This is a genomic window from Erwinia sp. 2186, from assembly GCF_057812255.1.
This window is the reverse complement of record NZ_CM173824.1, coordinates 81,573-103,118: the sequence shown is the minus strand read 5'-3', so window position 1 is coordinate 103,118 and position 21,546 is coordinate 81,573. Positions and strand designations below refer to the sequence as shown.

Sequence of the window (21,546 nt, the reverse complement as noted above, 5' to 3'; positions counted from 1 at the left end):
TATGCCTTTCGCTCAGACCAGCCTGACAACGCCTGCCAAACGACCGCTGAAAACCGCGATCGCCAGGGCGTTGATCGTGCTTTTTGCCCTGCTGGCCGGTTATTTGATTGTGCTGATGTATGCGCAGGGAGAGTACCTGTTCGCCATTCTGACGCTCCTTCTCTCAAGCCTCGGCCTGTTTATTTATGGCAACCGCCGCGCGTACGCCTGGCGCTACGTTTATCCCGGCCTGGCGGGCATGGCCCTGTTCGTGCTGTTCCCGCTGGTGTGCACCATCGCCATCGCCTTTACCAACTACAGCAGCGTCCACCAGCTGACCTTCGAGCGGGCGCAGAGCGTGCTGATGGACCGCCAGTTCAGCGCCGATAACGCCTGGAACTTCGCGCTCTATCCGGATGGCGACAAGTGGCAGCTGGCCCTGACCTCGCCGGAAAACGGCGCGGTGATGGTCTCCAAACCGTTCGCCTTTAACGCTACCACGCCACAAACGCTGGAGATGGCGGCGCAAACCCTGCCGGAGACGGAGAAAGCCGGCCTGCGGGTGATCACCCAGAATCGTCAGGCGTTAAGCCAGCTGTCGGCCAGACTGGCTGACGGAACCCAGCTGCGCATGAGCTCGCTGCGCCAGTTTTCCGGCACCCAGCCGCTGTATCAGCTCAGTAAAGACGGCAACCTGCTGACCGACAGCCAGAGCGGCAAGGTGTATCGTCCCAATATGGACAGCGGTTTTTATCAGGCGATTGATGCCAAAGGCGGCTGGGAAACCGAGGTGCTGAGCCCCGGTTTTACCGTCGGTATCGGCTGGAAAAACTTCCTGCGCGTGGTGCAGGATGACGGCATCCAGAAGCCATTCCTGTCGATTTTTGTCTGGACGGTGGTGTTCTCGCTGCTGACGGTTGTCCTGACCACCGCGGTCGGCATGGTGCTGGCCTGCGTGGTGCAGTGGGATGAGCTGAAAGGCAAGGCGGCCTATCGCCTGCTGCTGATCCTGCCATATGCGGTACCGGCGTTTATTTCCATCCTGATTTTTAAAGGGTTATTCAACCAGAGCTTCGGCGAGATCAACCTGGTGCTCAGCACCCTGTTTGGCATCAAACCGGCGTGGTTTAGCGACCCGCTGACCGCCAAAACCATGCTGATTATCGTCAACACCTGGCTCGGTTATCCCTACATGATGATTTTGTGTATGGGCCTGCTGAAAGCCATTCCCGACGACCTGTATGAAGCCTCGGCAATGGATGGCGCCACGCCGGTGCAGAACTTCTTCCGCATCACGCTGCCGCTGCTGATTAAGCCGCTGACGCCGCTGATGATTGCCAGCTTTGCCTTTAACTTTAATAACTTTGTGCTGATCCAGCTGCTGACCAACGGCGGCCCGGACCGGCTGGGCACCACCACACCGGCCGGGCATACCGACCTGCTGGTCAGCTACACCTGGCGCATCGCCTTTGAAGGCGGCGGCGGTCAGGACTTTGGTCTGGCGGCGGCAATCGCCACGCTGATTTTCCTGCTGGTTGGCGGCCTGGCGGCCATCAATCTGAAAGCGTCACGAATGAAATTCGATTAAGGAGGCGTTATGGCCATGGTTAAACCGAAGTCTCAGCGGCTCAGGCTGCTGGTGACGCACCTGTTATTACTGAGCTTTGTCGCGCTGATCCTGTTTCCGCTGCTGATGGTGTTTGCCATCTCGCTGCGGCCGGGCAACTTTGCCACCGGCAGCCTGATCCCGGAGACGGTTTCCTGGGATCACTGGAAGCTGGCGCTGGGGATCGCCGTCACCAACAGCGACGGCAGCGTCACGCCGCCACCGTTCCCGGTGATGCTGTGGTTATGGAACTCGATCAAGATTGCGGTGATCACCGCCGCCGGCATCGTCACGCTGTCCACCACCTGCGCCTACGCCTTTGCTCGCATGAAGTTTCGCGGCAAAAGTTCGCTGCTGAAAGGGATGCTGATTTTCCAGATGTTCCCGGCGGTGCTGTCGCTGGTCGCCCTGTACGCATTGTTTGACCGCTTAGGCGTGTACGTGCCCTTCCTCGGGCTGAACACCCACGGCGGGGTGATTTTTGCCTATATGGGCGGCATCGCGCTGCACGTCTGGACCATCAAAGGCTACTTCGAAACCATCGATAACTCGCTGGAAGAAGCGGCGTCGCTGGACGGCGCCTCGCCGTGGCAGGCGTTCCGCCTGGTGCTGCTGCCGCTGTCGGTGCCGATCCTGGCGGTGGTGTTTATTCTGTCGTTTATTGCCGCCATTACCGAAGTGCCGGTGGCGTCGCTGTTATTGCGTGACGTCAACAGCTACACGCTGGCGGTGGGCATGCAACAGTACCTGAACCCGCAAAATTACCTGTGGGGCGACTTCGCGGCCGCGGCCATCTTATCGGCCATCCCGATCACTGCAGTGTTCCTGATCGCGCAACGTTGGTTAGTGGGTGGGCTGACGGCGGGAGGGGTGAAGGGTTAAGATTTTTTACCTGTAATACGGTTATTACAGCTAGTCCTGTGTCCTGGGTGGCCTTCAAGGCCACCCTTTTTTATGCCTGCGTCCGGTCAGATGACCGACACTTTCCTGCGGCGCTTATCCAGATCCTGAATCAGGCTGTTTACTTCGGCATCGGCAAACATCGCCTCCAGCGTCTGCGACAGCTTACGTCGCCAGTTCGGATACTGATCGCTGGTGCCCGGCACGTTAACCGGCGCGGCCATATCCAGCCAGTCTTCCGGTTGCAGCCCCAGCAGCGCGCTGGCGCTGTCCGCCACATAGCGTTGCAGGCCACGACGGATCGCCGGCGTCAGCTGGCCGGCCCGGTGCGCGGTTTTCACCGGCACGCAGCCATAGTGATGCAGGCCATCCAGCAAGCCCTGACGGGCCTTCGCCCGGTCGGCGTACAGCGTCTCCAGCACCGCGTCATCGGTGTACAACCCCAGCGTTTTGCCCAGCGTTAAGTCGTCCGCCTGCCAGTAGCTGCGCAGCGTCGGTAAATCGTGGGTGGTCAGCGTCGCCATCGCCTGCACCGGATAGGACTGCGGCGCACGGAAACTGTTCTCCGCATCACGCTCAAAGTAGAGCACTTTGTAAGAGTAAACGCCGCCTTCACGCAGCTTGCTGACAATCTCCACCGGCACCGTGCCCAGGTCTTCGCCAATCACCATGCAGCGGTGACGCTGGCTTTCCAGTGCCAGAATGGCCAGCAGATCGTCAACCGGGTACTGCACGTAGGCACCCTTATCGGCGGTTTCACCCGCCGGGATCCACCACAGACGCAGCAGCGCCATCACATGATCAATCCGCAGCGCGCCGCAGTGGATCATATTGGATCGCAGCAGATCGATAAAAGGCTGATAGCCCCGGTTGACCATCGCCCAGGGATCCATCGGCCGCAAATCCCAGTTTTGCCCCTGCGGACCGAGGATATCCGGCGGCGCGCCGACCGAGGCTTTCAGGCAGTACAGCTCGCCATCACCCCAGGTTTCCGCGCCGCCTTCCACCACGCCCACCGCCAGGTCGCGGTATAAGCCAATCGGCATCGCGGCCTGCTGGCTGAGCTGATAACAGCGTTCAATCTGCGTTTCGGCCAGCCACTGCAGCCACAGGTAAAACTCCACCTCCGGCGCCTGCTGCTCGCAAAACGCCCGCACCACCGGACCGCGCGCGTTGCGGTAAGCGTCCGGCCAGGCGTTCCAGCCCTGTGCCCTGCCGGTTTCTTTCTCCAGATGGACATACAGCGCGTCATAGGCCGCCTGTAACCACAGGCTTTCGCCACCTTGCTTCACAAAGCGGGCAAACGCCTGGCGCTGCGCATCATCCGCCTTGCGCGCCATAAATTGCGGGTAGGCCAGACGCAGCCCCTTCAGCTTGAGTGCCATCACCGCGCTGTAATCCACCCAGTCGGTGGCGCGCACCGCCTGCAGAGCATGCTGCGTGTCCGCCGCCTGCCACCACTGCTGCGCGGCCTCGCTATGCTGGAAATCGGGCACCGCGGCGACGTCGATATAAATAATATTCAGCCAGCGGCGGGATGAAGGACTGTACGGGCTGGCCGCTTCCGGATCGCCGGGACAGAGCGCGTGGATCGGGTTGAGGCCGACAAACGCGCCGCCGCGTGAGGCGACCTGACTTAATAGCGTGCCGAGATCGCCAAAATCGCCGATGCCCCAGTTGCTCTCCGAGCGCAGGGTATACAGCTGCACGCAGGCGCCCCACAGCTTTTTCCCCGCCAGCAGCGGCTCCGGTTCGAAGCAGCGTTTCGGGGCGACAATCACCCGACATTCCCAGCTCTGCGTGCCCTGGGTGAGCGTCAGGCGGTGATAGCCCGCCGCGATCGGCTCCGGCAGCGCCAGCGTCATGCGGCCGTTAACCCTGCCCTGCTGCTCGCTGCCGCTCTCCTGGCGAAACTGCCAGCTAAAATCGCCGTCGCCGTTAACCGGCAGGGCAAACCGCTCACCGCCGGTAAACACCCTGACGGTGGGCACCGGCCTGGCCGGCGGCCGGCGATCGTTGTTCCAGCCCATCGCCTGCAGCAGATCGCGTTTGGTTTCAGCCGCAATCGCCTGAGGCTTGCCGTGGGCGTTAATAAAGCCGGAGGCAATGCCCGCCTCTCTGGCCGCCTGCTCAAGTGCATTATTTTCCATCGGGGCTCCTCAGCGCTTCGCCTGCCAGATCCGCTGCTGATAGTCGCGGATCGATCGGTCGGAACTGAACATCCCGACGCGGGCGGTGTTCAGAATGGCACTGCGCGTCCACTGCGTGGCGTCGCGGTACAGCACGTCCACCCGTTGCTGGGCCGCACAGTAATCGGCAAAGTCCGCCAGCACCAGATACGGGTCGCCGCCCGACAGCAGGCTGTCCAGCAACGGTTTGAACGCGGTTTTATCACCGCCGCTAAAGAAGCCGTTTTCCAGCTCTTTTAGCAGGCTGTTCAGGTGCTTATCCTGCTTACGCAGCTTGAGCGGATCGTAGCCCGCGCTCAGCAGGGCTTTGACCTCATCAACCGTCTTGCCGAAGATAAAGATATGTTCATCGCCGACCTGTTCAGCAATCTCCACGTTGGCTCCGTCGAGGGTGCCGACGGTCAGCGCGCCGTTCAGCGCCAGCTTCATATTGCCGGTGCCGGAGGCTTCTTTGCCCGCCGTTGAAATTTGTTCTGAGACGTCCGCCGCCGGGATCATCAATTCCGCCACCGACACCTTGTAGTCCGGGATAAACACCACCTTCAGGCGATCGCCGACCAGCGGATCGTTATTGATTTTTTCCGCCACCTTATTGATGGCGTGAATGATATTTTTCGCCAGGTAATAGCCCGGCGCGGCCTTGGCGCCAAACAGGAACACGCGCGGCACGCAGTCTCTTTCCGGGTTATCGCGCAGCTGGCGATACAGCGAAAGAATATGCAGCAGGTTAAGGTGCTGACGTTTGTACTCATGCAGACGCTTGATCTGCACATCGAAAATCGCCTCAGGATTGAGGGTGATGCCCATCGTTTGCTGAACATAGTGGGTCAGACGGCGTTTATTTTCCTGCTTGATGTTCTGGTAAGCCTGCTGGAACGCGCGGTCATCGGCAAAGGCTTCCAGCCCCTTCAGCGCATCGAGATCGGTCAGCCATTCGACGTTCAGCTTGCTGTCGATCAGCGCGGCCAGCGCCGGATTACACTGCTTCAGCCAGCGGCGCGGCGTGATGCCGTTGGTGACGTTATGGAATTTCTGCGGCCACAGCTGGTGATATTCCGGGAACAGATCCTTGACCACCAAATCGGAATGCAGCGCGGCGACGCCGTTGACCGCAAAGCCGCTGACCACACACAGATTCGCCATGCGCACCTGCTTGTTCTGGTGAATAGAGAGCTTTTCCCACACGCGTTTGTCGCCAGGCCAGCGCTGCTCCACCACCTTTTTAAAGCGGGCATTGATCTGCTTAATCAGCGAGAAATGGCGCGGCAGCAGGCTGCGGACCAGCTTTTCATCCCAGCACTCCAGCGCTTCCGGCATCAGCGTGTGGTTGGTATACGCAAACGTCTGGCTGACAATGGCCCACGCGGCGTCCCACTCAAGCTGGTGCTCGTCCAGCAAAATGCGCAGCAGCTCCGGGATGGCGATGGTCGGATGGGTGTCGTTAAGCTGGATCACCTCATAGCGCGGTAATTCTTCAATTTTGCGGCCAAGGAAATGGTGGCGGCGCAGAATATCGGCCACCGAACAGGCGCACTGGAAATATTGCTGCATCAGGCGCAGACGTTTACCGGCCTGATGGTGATCGTTGGGATACAGCACTTTGGTCAGCTTTTCCGCCTCAACGCCCTGTTTTTCTGCCTTGAGGAATTCCCCGTCGTTAAACCGGCCCAGATCAAAAGGCTGCACCGCACCCGCTTTCCACAGGCGCAACGGCTGGGTGACGCCATTCTGATAACCCACCACCGGCAGGTCCCAGGCTTCCCCGCGCAGGGAGAATTCCGGCATCCAGTGTTCGCGTCCGTCATCCTGTTTCAGCAGCATGCCGCCAAAGCCAACATCCACCGACAGCGCGCTGTTGTGGCAGAACCACGGATAGCTTTCGCGGTGCCAGTTATCCGGCGCTTCCTGCTGCTCGCCGTCGCGGAACGACTGGCGGAACAGACCGTACTGGTAGTTCAGCCCATAACCGGTAGCCGGCTGGCCCACGGTGGCCATCGAGTCGAGGAAACAGGCCGCCAGCCGGCCTAACCCGCCGTTGCCCAACGCCGGATCGACCTCCTGCTCCAGCACGTCCGCCAGCTCAACGCCCTGTTCTTTCAGCACTTCCTGCACCGGCGCCATCCAGCCGAGGTTAATCAGGTTGTTGGCGGTCAGGCGGCCAATCAGAAACTCCATCGAGATATAGTTCACGTGCCGCTGCGGCTGTTTCGCGGCGGGCGGCAGCGGGCTGGCATTCAGCTGTTCCGACAGCGCCGCGCTGGTTGCCTGCCACCACTGGTGCGGCGTCATCTCCTGCGCCTGATGTAAACCAAAGCGCTGCCACTGACGTGTTAACGCCGCCTGAAACACCGATTTATCAAACTGAACCTGCATCACCTTTCCTCGCATCGGGTAAATTTTTCCCATGCTGAAGCTTCACCCATCGCGCGGCATCCTCCCGACAGGGATTAGCGAGGGAGGAGAAAAGGGGGCGTAGTCAGCCGCAGGTCAGCCCAGGGCCCAGGCATGGAAAATCTGATTTTTAAAAATGTGACGAAGTGCGACTAAACGAAACAAAAATCAGTAACGTTCTTGCAATCAATACGTTCCAGGCAGACCTTAAGGAAAACTGATTAATTACGCACACTAAAATAATTAAATCCCCCCACAAAACTTACGCTGAAGCCCCCAAACACGGCTTTGTCGCAGTTAGAGAAGGGGAAACTGTCCTCTGACCTCCGGCAAAAGATACTCATTATGCTTATCCCTTCGAAACTGAGCCGCCCGGTGCGGTTGCAAAATACGGTGGTGCGCGAGCGTTTGTTGACGAGACTTTCCGCTGCACAAAATTACCGCCTGACGCTGGTGACCAGCCCGGCGGGTTACGGCAAAACTACGCTGATGGCGCACTGGGCGTCCGGCAAAAATACCCTCGGCTGGTACTCGCTGGATGAAAGCGATAATCAGCCTGAGCGCTTTGTCAGTTACCTGATCGCCGCCATTCAACACGCGACGAGCGGCCACTGCGCCAAAAGCGAAGCCTTAAGCCAGAAGCATCAGTACGCCAGCCTGCCGGCGCTGTTTGCGCAGCTGTTTGTCGAGCTTTCCGACTGGGATCAGCCGCTGATGCTGGTGATTGATGACTACCATTTGATTTCCAACGCGGCGATCCACGAAGGCATGCGCTTTTTCCTGCGCCATCAGCCGGAAAATGTCTCGCTGCTGATCCTCTCGCGCACCCTGCCACCGTTAGGCATTGCCAACCTGCGCGTGCGCGACCAGCTGCTGGAGCTGAACTCCAGCCAGCTGGCGTTTACCCATCCTGAAACGCAGCAGTTTTTCGACTGCCGCCTGAAGGAACCCATTGAGCAGGCCGACAGTAATCGCCTGTGTGATGAGGTCGCCGGTTGGGCCACGGCGTTACAGCTGATCGCCCTGTCCGCCCGCCAGTCGACCACGCCAGCACAGCAGTCGACGCAGCAATCCGCGCGGAAACTGGCCGGGGTTAACGCCAGCCACCTGTCGCACTATCTGGTGGAAGAAGTGCTGGATCGCGTCGATGCGCCGACCCGCGATTTTCTGCTGCGCTGCTCGTTGCTGCGGTCGATGAACGATGCGCTGATCGTCCGTCTGATGGGCGGCGACAACGGTCAGCAGCGTCTGGAAGCGCTGGAAAGCCAGGGGCTGTTTATTCACCGCATGGATGACACCGGCGAGTGGTTTAACTTCCATCCGCTATTCGCCACCTTCCTGCGTCAGCGCTGCCAGTGGGAGCTGGCGTCGGCGATCCCGGCCATTCACCGTGCCGCCGCCGAAGGCTGGCTGGCGCTGGGTTTCCCGGCCGAGGCGATCCACCACGCGCTGGGTGCGCAGGACACCACCATGCTGCGCGATATCATGCTGCAACATGCCTGGGCGCTGTTCAATCAAAGCGAGCTGGCGTTGCTGGAAGAGTGTCTGAACGCGCTGCCGTATGACCAGATGATCCTCAATCCGAAGCTGGTGCTGCTACAGGCCTGGCTGGCCCAGAGCCTGCACCGTTACGAGGAAGTGGACGCGCTGCTGTCCCGCGCCGAAGGGGAAATGCAGTTGCGCAATATCGCGATGGCGCCCGATTTAACTGCCGAATTCGATGCGCTGCGGGCGCAGGTGGCGATTAACGATGGTCGTCAGGAAGAGGCCGGTCAGCTGGCGACCGAAGCCCTGCGCTTTTTACCGCACGACAGTTATTACAGCCGCATTGTCGCGACCTCGGTCACCGGCGAAATCCAGCACTGCAAAGGCGATCTGGCCCGTGCGCTGCCGCTGATGCAGCAGACCGAGCAGATTGCCCGACGTTATCAGGTCTACCATTACGCGCTGTGGGCGCAGCTGCAACAGAGTGAAATCCTGATTGCGCAGGGCTTTTTGCAGGCCGCTTTTGAGATGCAGGACCGCGCATTTGAGCTGGTGCGCGAGCAGCACCTTGAGCAGCTGCCGTTACATGAATTCCTGCTGCGGTTGCGTTCCCAGGTGCTGTGGTCCTGGTCGCGGCTGGATGATGCCGAAGCCGCCGCCCGTCAGGGCCTGATGGTACTGACTAACTTCCAGCCGCAGCAGCAGTTGCAGTGCCTGGCGATGTTAGCAAAATGCGCGCTGGCACGGGGTCAGCTGGATAATGCCCACCACTATCTGCAACGCTGCGAAACCCTGCTGAAACACGGCAAATACCATATCGACTGGCTGACCAACACCGATAAAATCCGCGTAATTTACTGGCAGATCACCGCCAATAAACCGGCGGCGCGGCAGTGGTTGCAACAGACGCGTAAACCCGGCGTGGCGGATAACCATTTCCAGCAGGGCCAGTGGCGCACCATCGCCCGCGTGCAGATCATGCTGGAACAGTTTAACGAGGCCGAAGTGGTGCTGGACGAGCTGAACAGCAATGCCCGCCAGCTGCGCCTGCTCAGCGATCTGAACCGCAACCTGCTGTTAAGTAACCTGCTGTACTGGCACACCGGGCGTAAAAGCGAAGCGCAGCGGGTGCTGATTGAAGCACTGGGGCTGGCGAACCGCACCGGCTTTATCAGCCACTTTGTGATTGAAGGCGAGATGATGGCGCAGCAGTTAAGGCAGCTGCTGCAGCTGAACCTATTGCCGGAACTGGAACAGCGGCGTGCGCAGCAGATCCTGCGCGAGCTGAATCAGCACCATCGCCACAAGTTCGCCCACTTCGATGAAAGCTTCGTCAACAAGCTGCTGACCCATCCGCAGGTGCCGGAATTGATCCGCACCAGCCCGTTAACCCAACGCGAATGGCAGGTGCTGGGGCTGATTTATTCCGGCTACAGCAACGAGCAGATCGCCGGAGAGCTGGCGGTGGCGGCCACCACCATCAAAACCCACATCCGCAATCTGTATCAGAAGATGGGCATTGCGCACCGTCAGGATGCGGTGCAACAGGCGCAGCATCTGCTGTCGGTGATGGGTTACCACTAACTCACCAGATGGGTCTTATCGATACGTCGCAGGCCCATCGCCAGCAGCAAACTGCCCGCCAGCGTCAGGGAAAACACCAGCGGGATATCGATAAACGGATGGTCGGTGTGATCCAGATGATGGGTACGCATAAAGTGGATAAACAGCGCGTGGAAGCCATAAATCGGCAGTGAATGGCGCGAGATCAGCGCCAGAAACGGCAGCGGTCGCTGATTGAGGCAGTTTTTAAACAGCACCAGCAGGCTGACCGCGGCAATAAACACCACTGGCCCGCAGTAGAGATACCAGGTGTCGGCAAAGGCACCGTTGATCGCCATCTGCTTTTTGGTCCCCATCGCAATCCCCGCCACGCTGGCAATAAACACCACGCCCGCCAGCCAGCTGACGCCGCGTCGGTTAGTGTCCATCATGCCAATTGCCCGGCCAAACAGCGCGTACAGCACGTAGTAAAAACTGTCCCCGCTGAGATACAGATTGAGCGGCAGCCAGTGGAACGGCCCGACCGATTGATCGAGGGTATTCGGGTTGGCCAGCACCGCCAGCACCAGCGTCACAATGGCCAGATAGCCGGCGCGCACGGCTTTCACCTGGATCAGCGGAGAAAGCAGGTAGATCGGGATAATCGCGAAGAAGAACCACAGATGGTAGAACACCGGCTTTTGCAGCAGGTGCTTGATGGAAATCCCCTGATTGATTGGCGTCAGCCAGGTGATATACGCCAGCGCCACCAGGCTGTAAAAGGCCAGACAGAGCACGATGCGCAGGAAATGCCGCCCCTGCGCGCTGCGTTCACCAAAGAACAGATAACCCGAAATCATAAAGAAAAGCGGCACGCACACGCGCGAGGCGGAATTCAGCAGGTTGGAAACATCCCAGGTGTGCTCGCCGATGGCCGTACTGTTGGTCACATACCAGGTGGTGGTATGGATCATGATCACCATCAGACAGGCCACCGCGCGCAAATTATCTATCCAGCCAATCTTTTCCTTCATGTCCGTCATGCCGTCCTCAGTTCCAGCGTTAGTGCGTACCAGAGGGTAGCCGGACGGCGATTGTTCAACAACCTTTGCGGTAAGAAATCGGAGGACGCTGACCGTACAGAGTCAGCTTGTCGGTTGGGAAAGCCTGAGTGAAGGAGCGATGGGGCACCGCCATCATAATGCGATGATTCACCGACGGAATAACCGCGTTCAGTTATTTGACGGACGGCTTCTTCCTTACATTCAGCTTTAAATCCTGGTATGCCCAGACGCGCCTGCTGTACTCAAACTATCGGGCAGGATCCTTTACCGGCGCGGGGGCAAACCACTCAATCCATACTCGACCATCGCCATGTAAACCGCAAAGTAGTTCAGCGCCATTTGCATAAAGGTCGGGTGCAGGATGATGGTGTTGTTCGCTGTATCGAGCGTCAGTAAACCGCCAACCTCTGCGGCTTGCAGGCATCGTCTGATGTGCGAACGTGACACACCACACTTGAGTGAGGCTTTCAGGTAGTTGTACTCGATCACCACCGTCTGCTGTTTGATGCTCTCGATATAGAGATCCATCAACAGCATGTGCCCGGCATCTCTGAAAACGAACGCCTTACAATCCGGTACCATCTCGAAGAGATATACCTGATTGAGGGTGATTTCGGAATATTTTTGGAAATAACTGGCGGTGAAATTTTCCATTTTCAAACATCCGGATACATCGAACTCCGGATAAAGCATCCCATAGGGGATCATCATGGTATTAATTAACGCACGGGTTTCATCAAGCGCTTTTGACGTTACCTGATAGTTTAACTTTCGTTTATCCAGCGGATCCTTTTTGACGTCCATACGACCGCCTACCCGGATAAAAAGCAGAAAAGAATCAATCGTGTTGTCACTGATTAACCCCGTTTTCTTACAAAAATTTTTCACCTGGCGAAGCGTCGGCTTTTCTGTCGTGTAGAAATACGCAATGAGGGCAGAACCGATAATAAAACGGTTTGCTTTAAAAATAACCTTAAAATAGAGTGGCTTAGTCAGATAAAGTCTAAACAGTAGTTTGCAGTGCTTCTGCATGACTGCCTCAATGTTTTTGTGGGACTTAATTACTTCTGCACGGAGAAAAATTAATTCGGTGAGTTTTTGTTTTCTTTTCATATTGCTGCTTACTTTACCTGGTTCCATAATGCAAATAAAAAAATACCGCCACTCTTTCTTTAGATTTTATTTATAACCCGTTGAGAAATGGTCCATCTTGCTATATAGAGGCGGTTAGTTTTTAACGATTCTTGTTAAAATCAGCAAGGGTCTTTATTGCCCTTCTGAGGATAATCCTAACACTAAAGCGGCCGTATAGCATAATACCTGATTTTATTTTGACCGGTTAAAATATTTTCAAAAGCCAATGACTTGCTTTTGGCTTGGATGTTTTAGTTAGCTACTTCAATGATTTATATGGTTTTTTCTGCAATAAGAATCCTTTTCCCTTTCTCTTAAAAAATTAACCACAAAAATGGACAGTGACATAACAAAGCCTGTGTGAGAATTTTCTTATCGCCAAGTTAAACCCGTGAGTTCAGATGTCCAGGTTAACAGGATTTCTCTCAGGAGGGGGAATTACCGGCACGTTTTTAATGGATTTCATAAGGATTTATCATGGAAGAGTCACGTCATCAGCCCCTGCGTTATGGCAATTCTTTTGCGTTGTTTTGTAAAAAGAAGTTCGCCAGGCTACTGTTTTTATCACTGATATTAATGACTTTTTTTTCCGTGCCTGCTTCATTGGCAAATATGAGCGTTTATCCCATGGAGGTTACGCTTAATAGTCAGGGAGCAGCGCAGGTTCAAACCCTGTCGCAAAGCGGTGAGCCGCAGTTTATTAAAGTCAGCATTAAGCGAATTGATCGCCCTGCTACACAATTTGAAAAAGAAATATTGATTGAAGATGCGGTTTCACGCTCGCTGATTGCGACCCCGGATAAATTCGCGCTGGCATCGGGTTCGCAACGCATCATTCGTCTTATTTCTTTACAACCTCCGGAGAAAGAGACCGCCTGGCGTGTTTACTTCGAGGCCGTCGGTGCGCCGGAGGAATTGAAAGATAACACCGGTCAGGAGAATAAAATCAGTAACCAGCTGGGCATCAATTTAGTCTGGGGCGTGCTGGTTCATATACCGCCGCAACACGCGGTATTATCACTGATCCCATTATCGTCGGGCGAGGTTAAAAACAATGGCACGGTGCGCATAGCGATCCGCGAAGTCGCTTTCTGCTTGCAAAAAAATAGCAGCAGCAGCTGCCAGTGGAAACAGGAACACGCCACGATATATCCGGATGAGACATTGCGGTTCAAAGCATGGACGCCAGATGAAATAAAAGCTGCACAGGAAATCAGAATTAAATATGTTGATCAGAAAACGAGAAGTATGAACGAATACGTTCTCGGGAAATAATCAATTTATTCTAAAAGAATAACAATCCGTTTGTTATGAAGCAGTTCATTGTCAATAAAACGGTCATGGATGCGCGTCATTCTTCAAGCCGCAGGCGCGTTGATTGTATTGAGTCACCTTCCTGCAGCTCGAATTATTTAGCGTTATGACCATTACATGGATTTTCATGGAGCTAAAATGCAAAAATTAATCAAACCACTTTTCATCGCTGCTGCGTTAACGGCTGCATTTAATGCACAGGCTGTGCAGAAAGATATCACTGTTAATGCCAACGTTGATTCGACGGTAGATATGACTCAGGCAGACGGCACTGCGCTGCCGGCAACCATTAATATGCAATATATTCCTGGCCGTGGTTTATCTACTTATTCACTGGATACCAAAATCTGGTCGAATTCTTCTACCGCTAATATCAACGTGGCGCTGGTGAGTACTGCCCAGTTAAACGAAACCGTAACCGGTACCGCCGTTCCGTTGAAAGTCACGTTGGGTGCAGATCTGAAACCGATCACCACCACGGCGACCTCCCTGACTTACGCATCCCTGTTTCCGGCGGGCACTGAGAACGGTTCTTCCGTTCTGCCATTGAAAATCGCCCCGGCAACCGTAGCGCCTCTGGCGACCGGCAGCTATTCCGGCGTGGTTAGCCTGTTGATTACCCAGGCAACGACGTCGAGCTGATTTGCCGGAGTTGATTGATAGATTATTTCGGGGGGCAGTTCGCCCCCTTGTTATTCTTTTTCAGCAGGACGCTGTAATGAAGGTCATTTTCCGGATCGTTACAATCGCCTCTTTCATTACCCTGATCCCCTTTCTTTCAGCCCGTGCCGCCACCCAGGTTCCACCTGGTTTTGAATCGCTGGTCACCGGCCAGACGCTGTGGGTCAATCTGTCTATCTACGGGCAATCGCTCGGACTTTTTGAAGCCTCCGTTAACCTCGATACCGTCACTTTCCTCAAACCGGAAGCCGTCGCGCAGGCGGTGATGGCGCATTATCAAAAGAGTCCTCAGCAGCAAGCGCTGCTGGATCATCTGATCGGCAAGCCTATGGCACGTAACGGGAATCTGGCGTGCAGCAGTAACGGCGGCGTGAGCGGGTGTGACTATCTGGAAACAGATTCGGTTGCGCTTATCTATGATGAAAATAATGGCAAAGTCGCGCTGTTCCTCGGCCCTGAGTTTGTGCCGCTTGCCGCAACCAGGAACTCGCCGTACTACGAACAGACGGCAGAAACGGAAGCGGCGTTTATACATCAGCAGAATATCAACTTCGTGACTAATAACGATGACCAGACGTTATCCGTACAGGGCGCAGGCGCGATCGGATTGACGGAAAATAGTTATGCCGGTATTGACTGGGACTATCTGGCGCAGAAATATCGCCAGCAAAATCATCAAGATGTGCATTTTAACAATGTTTTCCTGCGCCGCGACGTTGGCAAACGCTATTACGTTCAGGCGGGGCGCATGGACTCCCGGGATATTTTCAGCAACGCAGGCGGAAATATTACCCTCAGCCAGTTGCCGCTCAGCACCATCGAAGGTATGCGTGTCGGTTCCACGCTCGCCTGGATGAACAACTCACAGGCCGCGCAGGGCACGCCGGTGACGGTGTTTATCACCCGCCCCTCGCGTATTGATGCCTATCGCGATCGGCAGTTACTCGGCACCTTTTACCTGAATGCGGGGACACAGAACCTCGATACCACCGCGTTCCCTAACGGCAGCTACACCGTGACGTTGCGTGTTTACGAAGATAATCAGCTATCGCGCACCGAGCAGGTGCCTTTTAGCCGTACGGGCAATGTCACCAGCCAGAACATCGAATGGTTTGTGCAGGGCGGTGCCGTTCCTGACCACGAGGTACAGGGCAACGGTGCAGAATCAAAAAACGGTGCCGATCGCCGCGTGATGCAGGCGGGGATCAAAGTGCCGCTCACCCGTGAAGCCGCGTTCACAGGCGGTGTGGCCGCGACCAACCGCCACCATTTTGTCGAAAGCGCACTCGACTGGAGTCACGGATTCGATAACCCGCTGCTCGACGGCATTCTCACCACCCGCTTCAGTTACCTGAAGGGCAGCGAAGGCTCTCGCGGCAACATTCAGCAAGCCACTTATAACGACGGTTTTTCCCTCAGCTTTTACCGCAGCGCACTGTATGCGCAGGATTGTTACAGCAACAACGGTGGCCAATACGGTTTCAGCGGCTGCTATCAGAGCAGCAGCCTGATGTTCAGCGTGCCGGTGAAAAGCTGGTACGTGAACGCCGGTTACAGCGCCAGTAAAAATGAAGGCCGCAACGTGATCCCAGCCCAGCTCGATGATAACGATGTGGTGCCGGTGTGGACACGCCGCAGCAGCTATAACAAAACGCAGACTACCACCTGGCAGGCCGGGCTGGGGCGCGGTTTCAGCGTCGGCGGCATCAACATCAATACCAGCGCCAACCTTTTTACGCGTACCAGCAGCACCGGCATGAAGCGCGATAACGGCGGATTTCTTTCCGTTTCACTTTCGCGGGTCAGCACGCCGACGATTAATGCGCGCTCGAATTACAGCTCGGTGGGCATGACTTATCAGACTGACCGCAGCAGTAAAGATCAGGTTGGCTATAACGTCGCGCAAAACTGGTATTTCGATGCGCAGAATCAGCAGGAAATCGGCGTGAATCTCAACGGGAATCAGGACAATACGCTGAATGCGTCGGTTTACGGAAAAACCAGCGGCGAGTACGGCAGCGGCAGTCTGGCGTTCAGTTCAGCCTCTTCGGGTGCGTCGGGCCAGCATCTAAGCAGTAGCGGAAGCTATAACTCCTCATTGGCGGTGGCGAAATCCGGTCTGTACTGGGGAAAATGGGGCAACGGCCTGCCTGGTGCTGCCATCGGGCTGAACGTCGCGAGCACCGATGAAAGCCGGGATACCCGAGTGGATGTCTCCGTTGACGGCGCGGGCAGCGCAAGTCTGCGCGGTACCGGCCGTACGTTGTTCAGCGTGCCGGCGTATACGCAAAGTCATATCAGCATCAATGATTCCATCGAATCCACCGCCGGTATGCGCAGTGAAATCACGCAGGGTGCCGGACGCCGCACGCTTTTTATCGCACCGGGACGGATGCTGGTCAGCAAGGTGAATATCGTCTCGCGCTACACCTATCTCGGCAGACTGATGGTCAATCAGCAAACGCCGCTGGAAGGCGCGACGCCGATAAATGTCACCAGCTGGTCGGGATTAGGACAGGGCGGATTCACGGCGGAAACCGATCACCGCATGAAGAATTTATATATGGCGCGTGGGAGGCAGATGTACCGCTGCGAACTGAAGGTGAAAAGCACGCATGACGTCGTGCGTTATGTTGGCGACAGCGAATGTAAAACGGTTGAACTTGCGTCGGTGCCGCAGGACGTTCAGCAGCGAGCAAAAATGCTGATCGCTACCCGCCGCACGGATGAAGGTCCTCTTGCGCGGGCAGCGTTTTCTTCGCAGAAACAATAATAGGGATTTTGTATGAAAAGTAGACTTCTTGCCAGTCTGGCGCTGATATGCCTGATGGCCGGCGCACAGGCGGCTTCACTCACGCCGACAGGACGCAATACCAGCGTCGCCGTGTCCTTCGACCGGATGTCCGTACCGGCGCAGTTGCCCATCTGGACCAACGAAAACGGCGGTTATGACACCAACGACGCACCAAAATGGGGGAGGAACACGCTGGTGTGCCAGTCACGAACCAGCAATCAGTACGGTGCCTGCCTGACGTTTCCGGTCTGGCTGGAAGCCTCCCCCGCGCCGTATCCCGTGCCGGTCTTGTTTACAGAAAGCACCACTAAACAGACGCTGGTGCTCAATGTCTATATGACCAAACGTAGATCGCTAAATAATGTGGTCGTGGCAACCAATCTGGTTCCGCTGAATGCCTTTGGTGGAGAAGTTACGCCGAGGGGCGACGGTACGGATTATTCGGCGTATGTACCTTCTTCGGAGCTGAGTAAATTTCCCGCCGCCGGAACCTGGAGCGGAACGCTGAAAATGTCGCTGATGCAATGGCCCGTAACCTGTACCGGGAATTCGCAGAACGTGAATGTGGGCTGTACCAACGTGATCAAGCTGGGTGACTGGATCGCCAGCATGACCTTTAAGGTGACGGATTACGGTAATCAGCAGATCTATCTGCCGGAGTTTGGCAATGCGGCGGCGAATGTGGATCTCGGGCTGAAAATCTTCCCCGGCGCACGCGCAACCACCACGGTAAGCGGCAGCCGTTCGCTGGATATGTGCCTTTATGATGGCAATAATTCGGACAGCAACCGCGTAAGCCTGATATTTCAGGACGAAGGTTCTGCCGCGCCCTCCAGAGCCACGGGGTTGTTTTCGTTATATCTCATTGGCGGCAATAAAAATCTGGCACAAGATCGTCTGGATTATTCGATAGAGGTGATTAATCCGCTGACCAAAGCACGGCAGGCAGTGCAAAACGGCACCGAGGTCATCTGGAGCGGTACCAATAAAGGCGTATTACGGCGCGTCGTTTTACCGGGACAGCGAAATTCAGTGCTGTGCGTTCCCGCACCGATGGAGTTGATGACGCCATCTTTCACTTTGTCGTCAAAAACGGCGGGGCGATATCGCGGTACTCTAAGGATTATTTATACCCCGACCACGCAATAATTCCCTGAAAGACTTATTTTCTGATAAATAAAACTGTTGGATTAAAAATTATAGGTAAGACGCTTATACAGATGAAGACTGTTTTTGAGGTTAAGTTTTTTAACCACATTGGCCTGATGACTGTAGAGCGTTTTTTTGTTTTCACCGGTTATTTTCGCCACACCATCAATCGAACCTTGGGTGAATAAAGAACACAGGAAACTGAATTCGCATTTTGTTAAATCATTACTCATCACGGATGAGGAAAATGACAGGCCGTTTTTGTGAAGTATCAGCATCTCCGCAAGTTTAATAGAAATTATGTCTGTGGAGGATTTTTTATCGATAAAAAAGTCGGCTTTGATGCCGTGCTCGCTATAGTTAAAAATATTTTTCTCGAAATCTGAGAAGAAAATCAGCGTTGTGTTTCGGTTGGTTTTGAGTCGTGTCAGATAATCGATGTAAGTCAGCGCTGTGCGGAAATTTGCAGGTAAATCAAAAATAATCAACGGCGAAAAAATGGGTTTACTTTTCTGATCAAGCCTGTTTTTTACTTCACCAATATCGCTACAACAGCATAACAGTGATTCACCGATCAACGCAGTCATGCCCTGCTGGTGATAGTAGGACTGATCCAAATAAATAGCATCCATTTTTAATTTCCGATGAGATTCCCCTTATCCTCCGAATAATATCGGTTTAACGTTAAAAGTTAACTGTCCATTTTTGGTGTTAAGTTTGTCTGCTACGTCGAAGAGACCTGCTACCGGTCTCGGTCCGCTCTGTGCCAGGAGCGGACCTTGATAGAAGTTGAATTGGTTTACATACCGCGACGTTTTTCTAATTTGATATCAGTGCCGTTAATAGTTGTTTCATTGCCCCAGCCCAGTTGCATGTAGAATTTCGCCGCGCGACTATTTTTATCGGTTTCCAGCCAGGCAATCTCATGATGTTTGAATAATTCCTGCTCAGCTAGCACAACAAGCCTGCGACCTACGCCTCTGCCTTCATATTCCGGGAGAATAAAGGCCGCAAAAAGACAACCTTCATCCGGCAAAATCATTGTAAAACCAATGATTTTGTCGTTTTCAGTCGCAACCCATGCGCAATGATTCTTCTCAATCATATCGGCCACGACGCTTTCGGTAATCCCCATCTGACGCATTTCTTCACGACTAAGATGATTTTCGGTTACCGATGTTCTCACGTCGAACATACCATCAATATCAGAAAGTTGAGCTGTTCTTACATTGATACTCATGAGTCTTACTCCCTGTTTTATAATAAATTTTGCTAATGATATCCACCATTATCTTTTGAGAACCATAGGGATTTGAGCTGCAAGGGTGCTAATAATATCCGCTGTTCGCTCATAGATGCCCTTTGGTATTGTCGTGGGTAGTCCTGTGCCAAAAGCGTAGGTTACCCCTCGGGGCCATTAAAGATTAGCCTTGGGATGTTATGATAAATTCATTCAACTGTCAGGGTTCAATTAGGGTGAGCAAAATGCTCCTGGAAAAGCTAAAAGCACTTGAATGCAGTCTTCACGGTGCCCGGAGGAATGATCGAAAATGGCTTGAACAGATTTTGCATCCGGAATTTCGGGAAATTACACGCTCAGGCGTAATAGTTGACCGCGCGGAGACGATAGCATCTCTGACTGGCGAATTAAGTCCAACGATCATTCTTAGCAGTGATTTCCGGCTGATCAGCATCGGAGAGTACTGCGCCATTCTGCACTACAAGACGTTTAATTCGGACGGCAGCCGAGCATCCCTGCGTTCTTCCTGCTGGATGTATTATGACAGGGAGCGATGGGAGCTGGCATTCCATCAGGGAACACCAGAGGCGGGTGCGGTATAAGTTTGGCAAGGACACGGTAAAAACCGCCCCACCCGGTGGGTATCTCTTATAGGCACGAAAAGCCAATGTCCGTTCCTCGTTCATAGCGGAACCAGAGAATGTAAATAAACTCTAAATGAAATAATCATAAAATATTTTTTGATTTTTATGATTGCGAGAACGTCATACACTCCTCCGCTAGAATATTTATATGAAATAGCTAACCCATTATAAAAAACAAGGGATTTATATTATAATAAATACACAGTGACTTAAAATTTCACCTAAAAATTTTTATTAACATCATTGTAATTACAAACCGAAGGGCTTGTTTCACTAAAGAAAGTGAAATGAGCGTACAAGCCAATGCTAGTCCATTTTGTGCGGTACCATCTTCCATGGTTTTTTATTAAAAATTCAGCGTGGATCAGTTATTAAGATAATCTTCCCTAACGTTACGAATGAAACCTTGCATCTTCAACCGACTACTCTCATCCTCTTCTTTTTCTACTTTTTTGACCACGTTCTGGAACACCTTTCCTGCATCCACCACACCAAGTCTATTCATGATTTCCGCCAGAAAAATTACCGTCATTTTATCCCGGCATTGTTGTTCAAAATCCACTTGTAAAGCCATGTATACCTCTCTCAACACACTTATTAAAGGACTTAATTATACAGGAGAGACCTAACTAAGTTGAGCCTATTATGTGTTTCAACCCATAAACAGACCGGATAGATGAAAATTCGAGCGCATCAAGGGTACTCGCGGGGATTAATGAGGTAATCATATTAATTGGACAGATGTAATCCAGATTGATTAGGACAAATGCTTAATGTTCATTTTCTAAAAAAACGTTCGTTTTACGCTCTAAGCGGACCTTCATCGCTGAAAGCCTCTGCGCATCAATAAACACCTCTTAGTAGCCATCAAACACAACTGCCCACCCCACCGCCTGGGAACAGATCGAAGAGTGGAGAACTGGCCATGGCCTCCATCACGTCTGCCTGGAAGGTTTCTCCTTCTGGTCAAAAAGCCGAGGTATTATTTTTGATATCCCAGCCCGACCTGGCTTCGGCGCCTTTACCGCCGGAGGCACTCTGTTCCCAGTACTGCACTTTTACCGTCTCGGCCTGAAAAGCATATTGCATCCGGGCTTTGTCACCGCCGTCACTGAAAGAAACTCCGGCAATAAAAACGTTCTCCAGCGTGATGCGATAATATTCCAGTGCGGTACCGCCAGCCTTGCAGGCCGAGAGCTGTACTTTGCTAATTTTATGGCCATTCGATGCGTGCAGAAACATCGCCGGGGTGGATTTATCCATTGACGCCTGGGCAATCAGATTGAGATGGTTGGCGCCTCCCTTACCGGCCTGAACCCGGTTTACGCCCCAGCTGTAAGAGTGGATATCGGTCCAGCCCTTGTGGTCAGCGTCCTGAGACTCGCCATTGATGTTGTCGACCTTGATAAACAAATTACTCATTCCCTGAACCCT

Annotated in this window: 16 protein-coding genes; 8 read left to right on the top strand and 8 right to left on the bottom strand. The window is 54.1% G+C overall.

The features are described 5' to 3' along the window. Position 1 precedes the first annotated feature (1 nt). Together malF and malG are read left to right on the top strand one after the other, a co-directional pair. Positions 2-1,567 (top strand): maltose ABC transporter permease MalF, encoded by a 1,566-nt coding sequence (malF, locus tag ACXKZG_RS00455; RefSeq protein ID WP_167738387.1) that lies wholly within the window; start codon positions 2-4, stop codon positions 1,565-1,567. A gap of 9 nt (positions 1,568-1,576) precedes the next feature. Further along, positions 1,577-2,467 (top strand): maltose ABC transporter permease MalG, encoded by an 891-nt coding sequence (gene malG / locus ACXKZG_RS00450; RefSeq protein WP_013204471.1) that lies wholly within the window; start codon positions 1,577-1,579, stop codon positions 2,465-2,467. Positions 2,468-2,553: 86 nt separating this feature from the next. Here the strand turns inward: malG and malQ are convergent, their stop codons facing one another. Together malQ and malP are read right to left on the bottom strand one after the other, a co-directional pair. Further along, positions 2,554-4,635, bottom strand: a complete 2,082-nt coding sequence (gene malQ / locus ACXKZG_RS00445; RefSeq protein WP_488875533.1) for a 4-alpha-glucanotransferase — start codon at positions 4,633-4,635, stop codon at positions 2,554-2,556. Positions 4,636-4,644: 9 nt separating this feature from the next. After that, positions 4,645-7,047, bottom strand: coding sequence for a maltodextrin phosphorylase (gene malP / locus ACXKZG_RS00440; RefSeq protein WP_488876299.1), 2,403 nt, complete (start codon positions 7,045-7,047; stop codon positions 4,645-4,647). A 363-nt stretch (positions 7,048-7,410) separates the two neighbouring features. Between malP and malT the strand changes: the two genes are divergently transcribed. Next, the gene (gene malT, locus ACXKZG_RS00435; protein ID WP_488875532.1) at positions 7,411-10,134 is read left to right on the top strand and encodes an HTH-type transcriptional regulator MalT; all 2,724 of its coding nucleotides are present in this window, start codon (positions 7,411-7,413) and stop codon (positions 10,132-10,134) included. Here the strand turns inward: malT and ACXKZG_RS00430 are convergent. Both ACXKZG_RS00430 and ACXKZG_RS00425 read right to left on the bottom strand, forming a co-directional pair. Next, positions 10,131-11,126 carry an acyltransferase gene (locus ACXKZG_RS00430; RefSeq protein WP_041692463.1) on the bottom strand — a complete coding sequence of 332 codons (996 nt, stop codon included), beginning with the start codon at positions 11,124-11,126 and terminating at the stop codon, positions 10,131-10,133. The two genes, malT and ACXKZG_RS00430, sit on opposite strands and share 4 nt — an antisense overlap. Before the next feature lie 294 nt (positions 11,127-11,420). After that, complete coding sequence (locus tag ACXKZG_RS00425; RefSeq protein WP_471720804.1) at positions 11,421-12,269, bottom strand: hypothetical protein; 849 nt, start codon at positions 12,267-12,269, stop codon at positions 11,421-11,423. A gap of 498 nt (positions 12,270-12,767) precedes the next feature. Between ACXKZG_RS00425 and ACXKZG_RS00420 the strand changes: the two genes are divergently transcribed. From ACXKZG_RS00420 to ACXKZG_RS00405, 4 genes are all read left to right on the top strand, one after another. Next, positions 12,768-13,565, top strand: coding sequence for a fimbrial protein (locus tag ACXKZG_RS00420; protein WP_488875531.1), 798 nt, complete (start codon positions 12,768-12,770; stop codon positions 13,563-13,565). 177 nt (positions 13,566-13,742) lie between these two features. Next, complete coding sequence (locus ACXKZG_RS00415; RefSeq protein ID WP_013204479.1) at positions 13,743-14,246, top strand: CS1 type fimbrial major subunit; 504 nt, start codon at positions 13,743-13,745, stop codon at positions 14,244-14,246. A 76-nt stretch (positions 14,247-14,322) separates the two neighbouring features. After that, on the top strand, positions 14,323-17,058 hold the full coding sequence (locus ACXKZG_RS00410) for a TcfC E-set like domain-containing protein (RefSeq protein WP_488875530.1): 2,736 nt from the start codon (positions 14,323-14,325) through the stop codon (positions 17,056-17,058). Positions 17,059-17,070: 12 nt separating this feature from the next. Further along, positions 17,071-18,228 (top strand): CblD like pilus biogenesis initiator family protein, encoded by a 1,158-nt coding sequence (locus ACXKZG_RS00405; protein ID WP_488875529.1) that lies wholly within the window; start codon positions 17,071-17,073, stop codon positions 18,226-18,228. Between the two features lie 41 nt (positions 18,229-18,269). Here the strand turns inward: ACXKZG_RS00405 and ACXKZG_RS00400 are convergent, their stop codons facing one another. Continuing rightward, complete coding sequence (locus tag ACXKZG_RS00400) at positions 18,270-18,860, bottom strand: LuxR family transcriptional regulator (RefSeq protein ID WP_488875528.1); 591 nt, start codon at positions 18,858-18,860, stop codon at positions 18,270-18,272. 167 nt (positions 18,861-19,027) lie between these two features. Further along, positions 19,028-19,468, bottom strand: a complete 441-nt coding sequence (locus ACXKZG_RS00395; RefSeq protein WP_167738389.1) for a GNAT family N-acetyltransferase — start codon at positions 19,466-19,468, stop codon at positions 19,028-19,030. A gap of 245 nt (positions 19,469-19,713) precedes the next feature. Here ACXKZG_RS00395 and ACXKZG_RS00390 point away from each other — a divergent pair, with 245 nt between their 5' ends. Then, on the top strand, positions 19,714-20,070 hold the full coding sequence (locus tag ACXKZG_RS00390; protein WP_488875527.1) for a nuclear transport factor 2 family protein: 357 nt from the start codon (positions 19,714-19,716) through the stop codon (positions 20,068-20,070). Between the two features lie 406 nt (positions 20,071-20,476). Here ACXKZG_RS00390 and ACXKZG_RS00385 read toward each other — a convergent pair whose 3' ends face one another. Together ACXKZG_RS00385 and ACXKZG_RS00380 are read right to left on the bottom strand one after the other, a co-directional pair. Then, positions 20,477-20,686: a hypothetical protein gene (locus ACXKZG_RS00385; RefSeq protein WP_488875526.1), complete on the bottom strand. Its 210-nt coding sequence runs from the start codon at positions 20,684-20,686 to the stop codon at positions 20,477-20,479. A 392-nt stretch (positions 20,687-21,078) separates the two neighbouring features. After that, entirely contained in the window at positions 21,079-21,534 is a 456-nt protein-coding gene (locus ACXKZG_RS00380; protein WP_488875525.1) for an Hcp family type VI secretion system effector, read from the bottom strand. Positions 21,535-21,546: the final 12 nt, after the last annotated feature.

What these genes read in the sequence shown, in the direction of transcription:
- ACXKZG_RS00430 (WP_041692463.1), bottom strand. Translation starts at nt 11,126, where the DNA reads ATGAAGGAAAAGATTGGCTGGATAGATAATTTGCGCGCGGTGGCCTGT.
- ACXKZG_RS00405 (WP_488875529.1), top strand. Translation starts at nt 17,071, where the DNA reads ATGAAAAGTAGACTTCTTGCCAGTCTGGCGCTGATATGCCTGATGGCC.
- malT (WP_488875532.1), top strand. Translation starts at nt 7,411, where the DNA reads ATGCTTATCCCTTCGAAACTGAGCCGCCCGGTGCGGTTGCAAAATACG.
- malF (WP_167738387.1), top strand. Translation starts at nt 2, where the DNA reads ATGCCTTTCGCTCAGACCAGCCTGACAACGCCTGCCAAACGACCGCTG.
- malQ (WP_488875533.1), bottom strand. Translation starts at nt 4,635, where the DNA reads ATGGAAAATAATGCACTTGAGCAGGCGGCCAGAGAGGCGGGCATTGCC.
- ACXKZG_RS00385 (WP_488875526.1), bottom strand. Translation starts at nt 20,686, where the DNA reads ATGGCTTTACAAGTGGATTTTGAACAACAATGCCGGGATAAAATGACG.
- ACXKZG_RS00390 (WP_488875527.1), top strand. Translation starts at nt 19,714, where the DNA reads ATGCTCCTGGAAAAGCTAAAAGCACTTGAATGCAGTCTTCACGGTGCC.
- malG (WP_013204471.1), top strand. Translation starts at nt 1,577, where the DNA reads ATGGCCATGGTTAAACCGAAGTCTCAGCGGCTCAGGCTGCTGGTGACG.
- ACXKZG_RS00420 (WP_488875531.1), top strand. Translation starts at nt 12,768, where the DNA reads ATGGAAGAGTCACGTCATCAGCCCCTGCGTTATGGCAATTCTTTTGCG.
- ACXKZG_RS00415 (WP_013204479.1), top strand. Translation starts at nt 13,743, where the DNA reads ATGCAAAAATTAATCAAACCACTTTTCATCGCTGCTGCGTTAACGGCT.
- ACXKZG_RS00395 (WP_167738389.1), bottom strand. Translation starts at nt 19,468, where the DNA reads ATGAGTATCAATGTAAGAACAGCTCAACTTTCTGATATTGATGGTATG.
- ACXKZG_RS00380 (WP_488875525.1), bottom strand. Translation starts at nt 21,534, where the DNA reads ATGAGTAATTTGTTTATCAAGGTCGACAACATCAATGGCGAGTCTCAG.
- ACXKZG_RS00400 (WP_488875528.1), bottom strand. Translation starts at nt 18,860, where the DNA reads ATGGATGCTATTTATTTGGATCAGTCCTACTATCACCAGCAGGGCATG.
- ACXKZG_RS00425 (WP_471720804.1), bottom strand. Translation starts at nt 12,269, where the DNA reads ATGAAAAGAAAACAAAAACTCACCGAATTAATTTTTCTCCGTGCAGAA.
- ACXKZG_RS00410 (WP_488875530.1), top strand. Translation starts at nt 14,323, where the DNA reads ATGAAGGTCATTTTCCGGATCGTTACAATCGCCTCTTTCATTACCCTG.
- malP (WP_488876299.1), bottom strand. Translation starts at nt 7,047, where the DNA reads ATGCAGGTTCAGTTTGATAAATCGGTGTTTCAGGCGGCGTTAACACGT.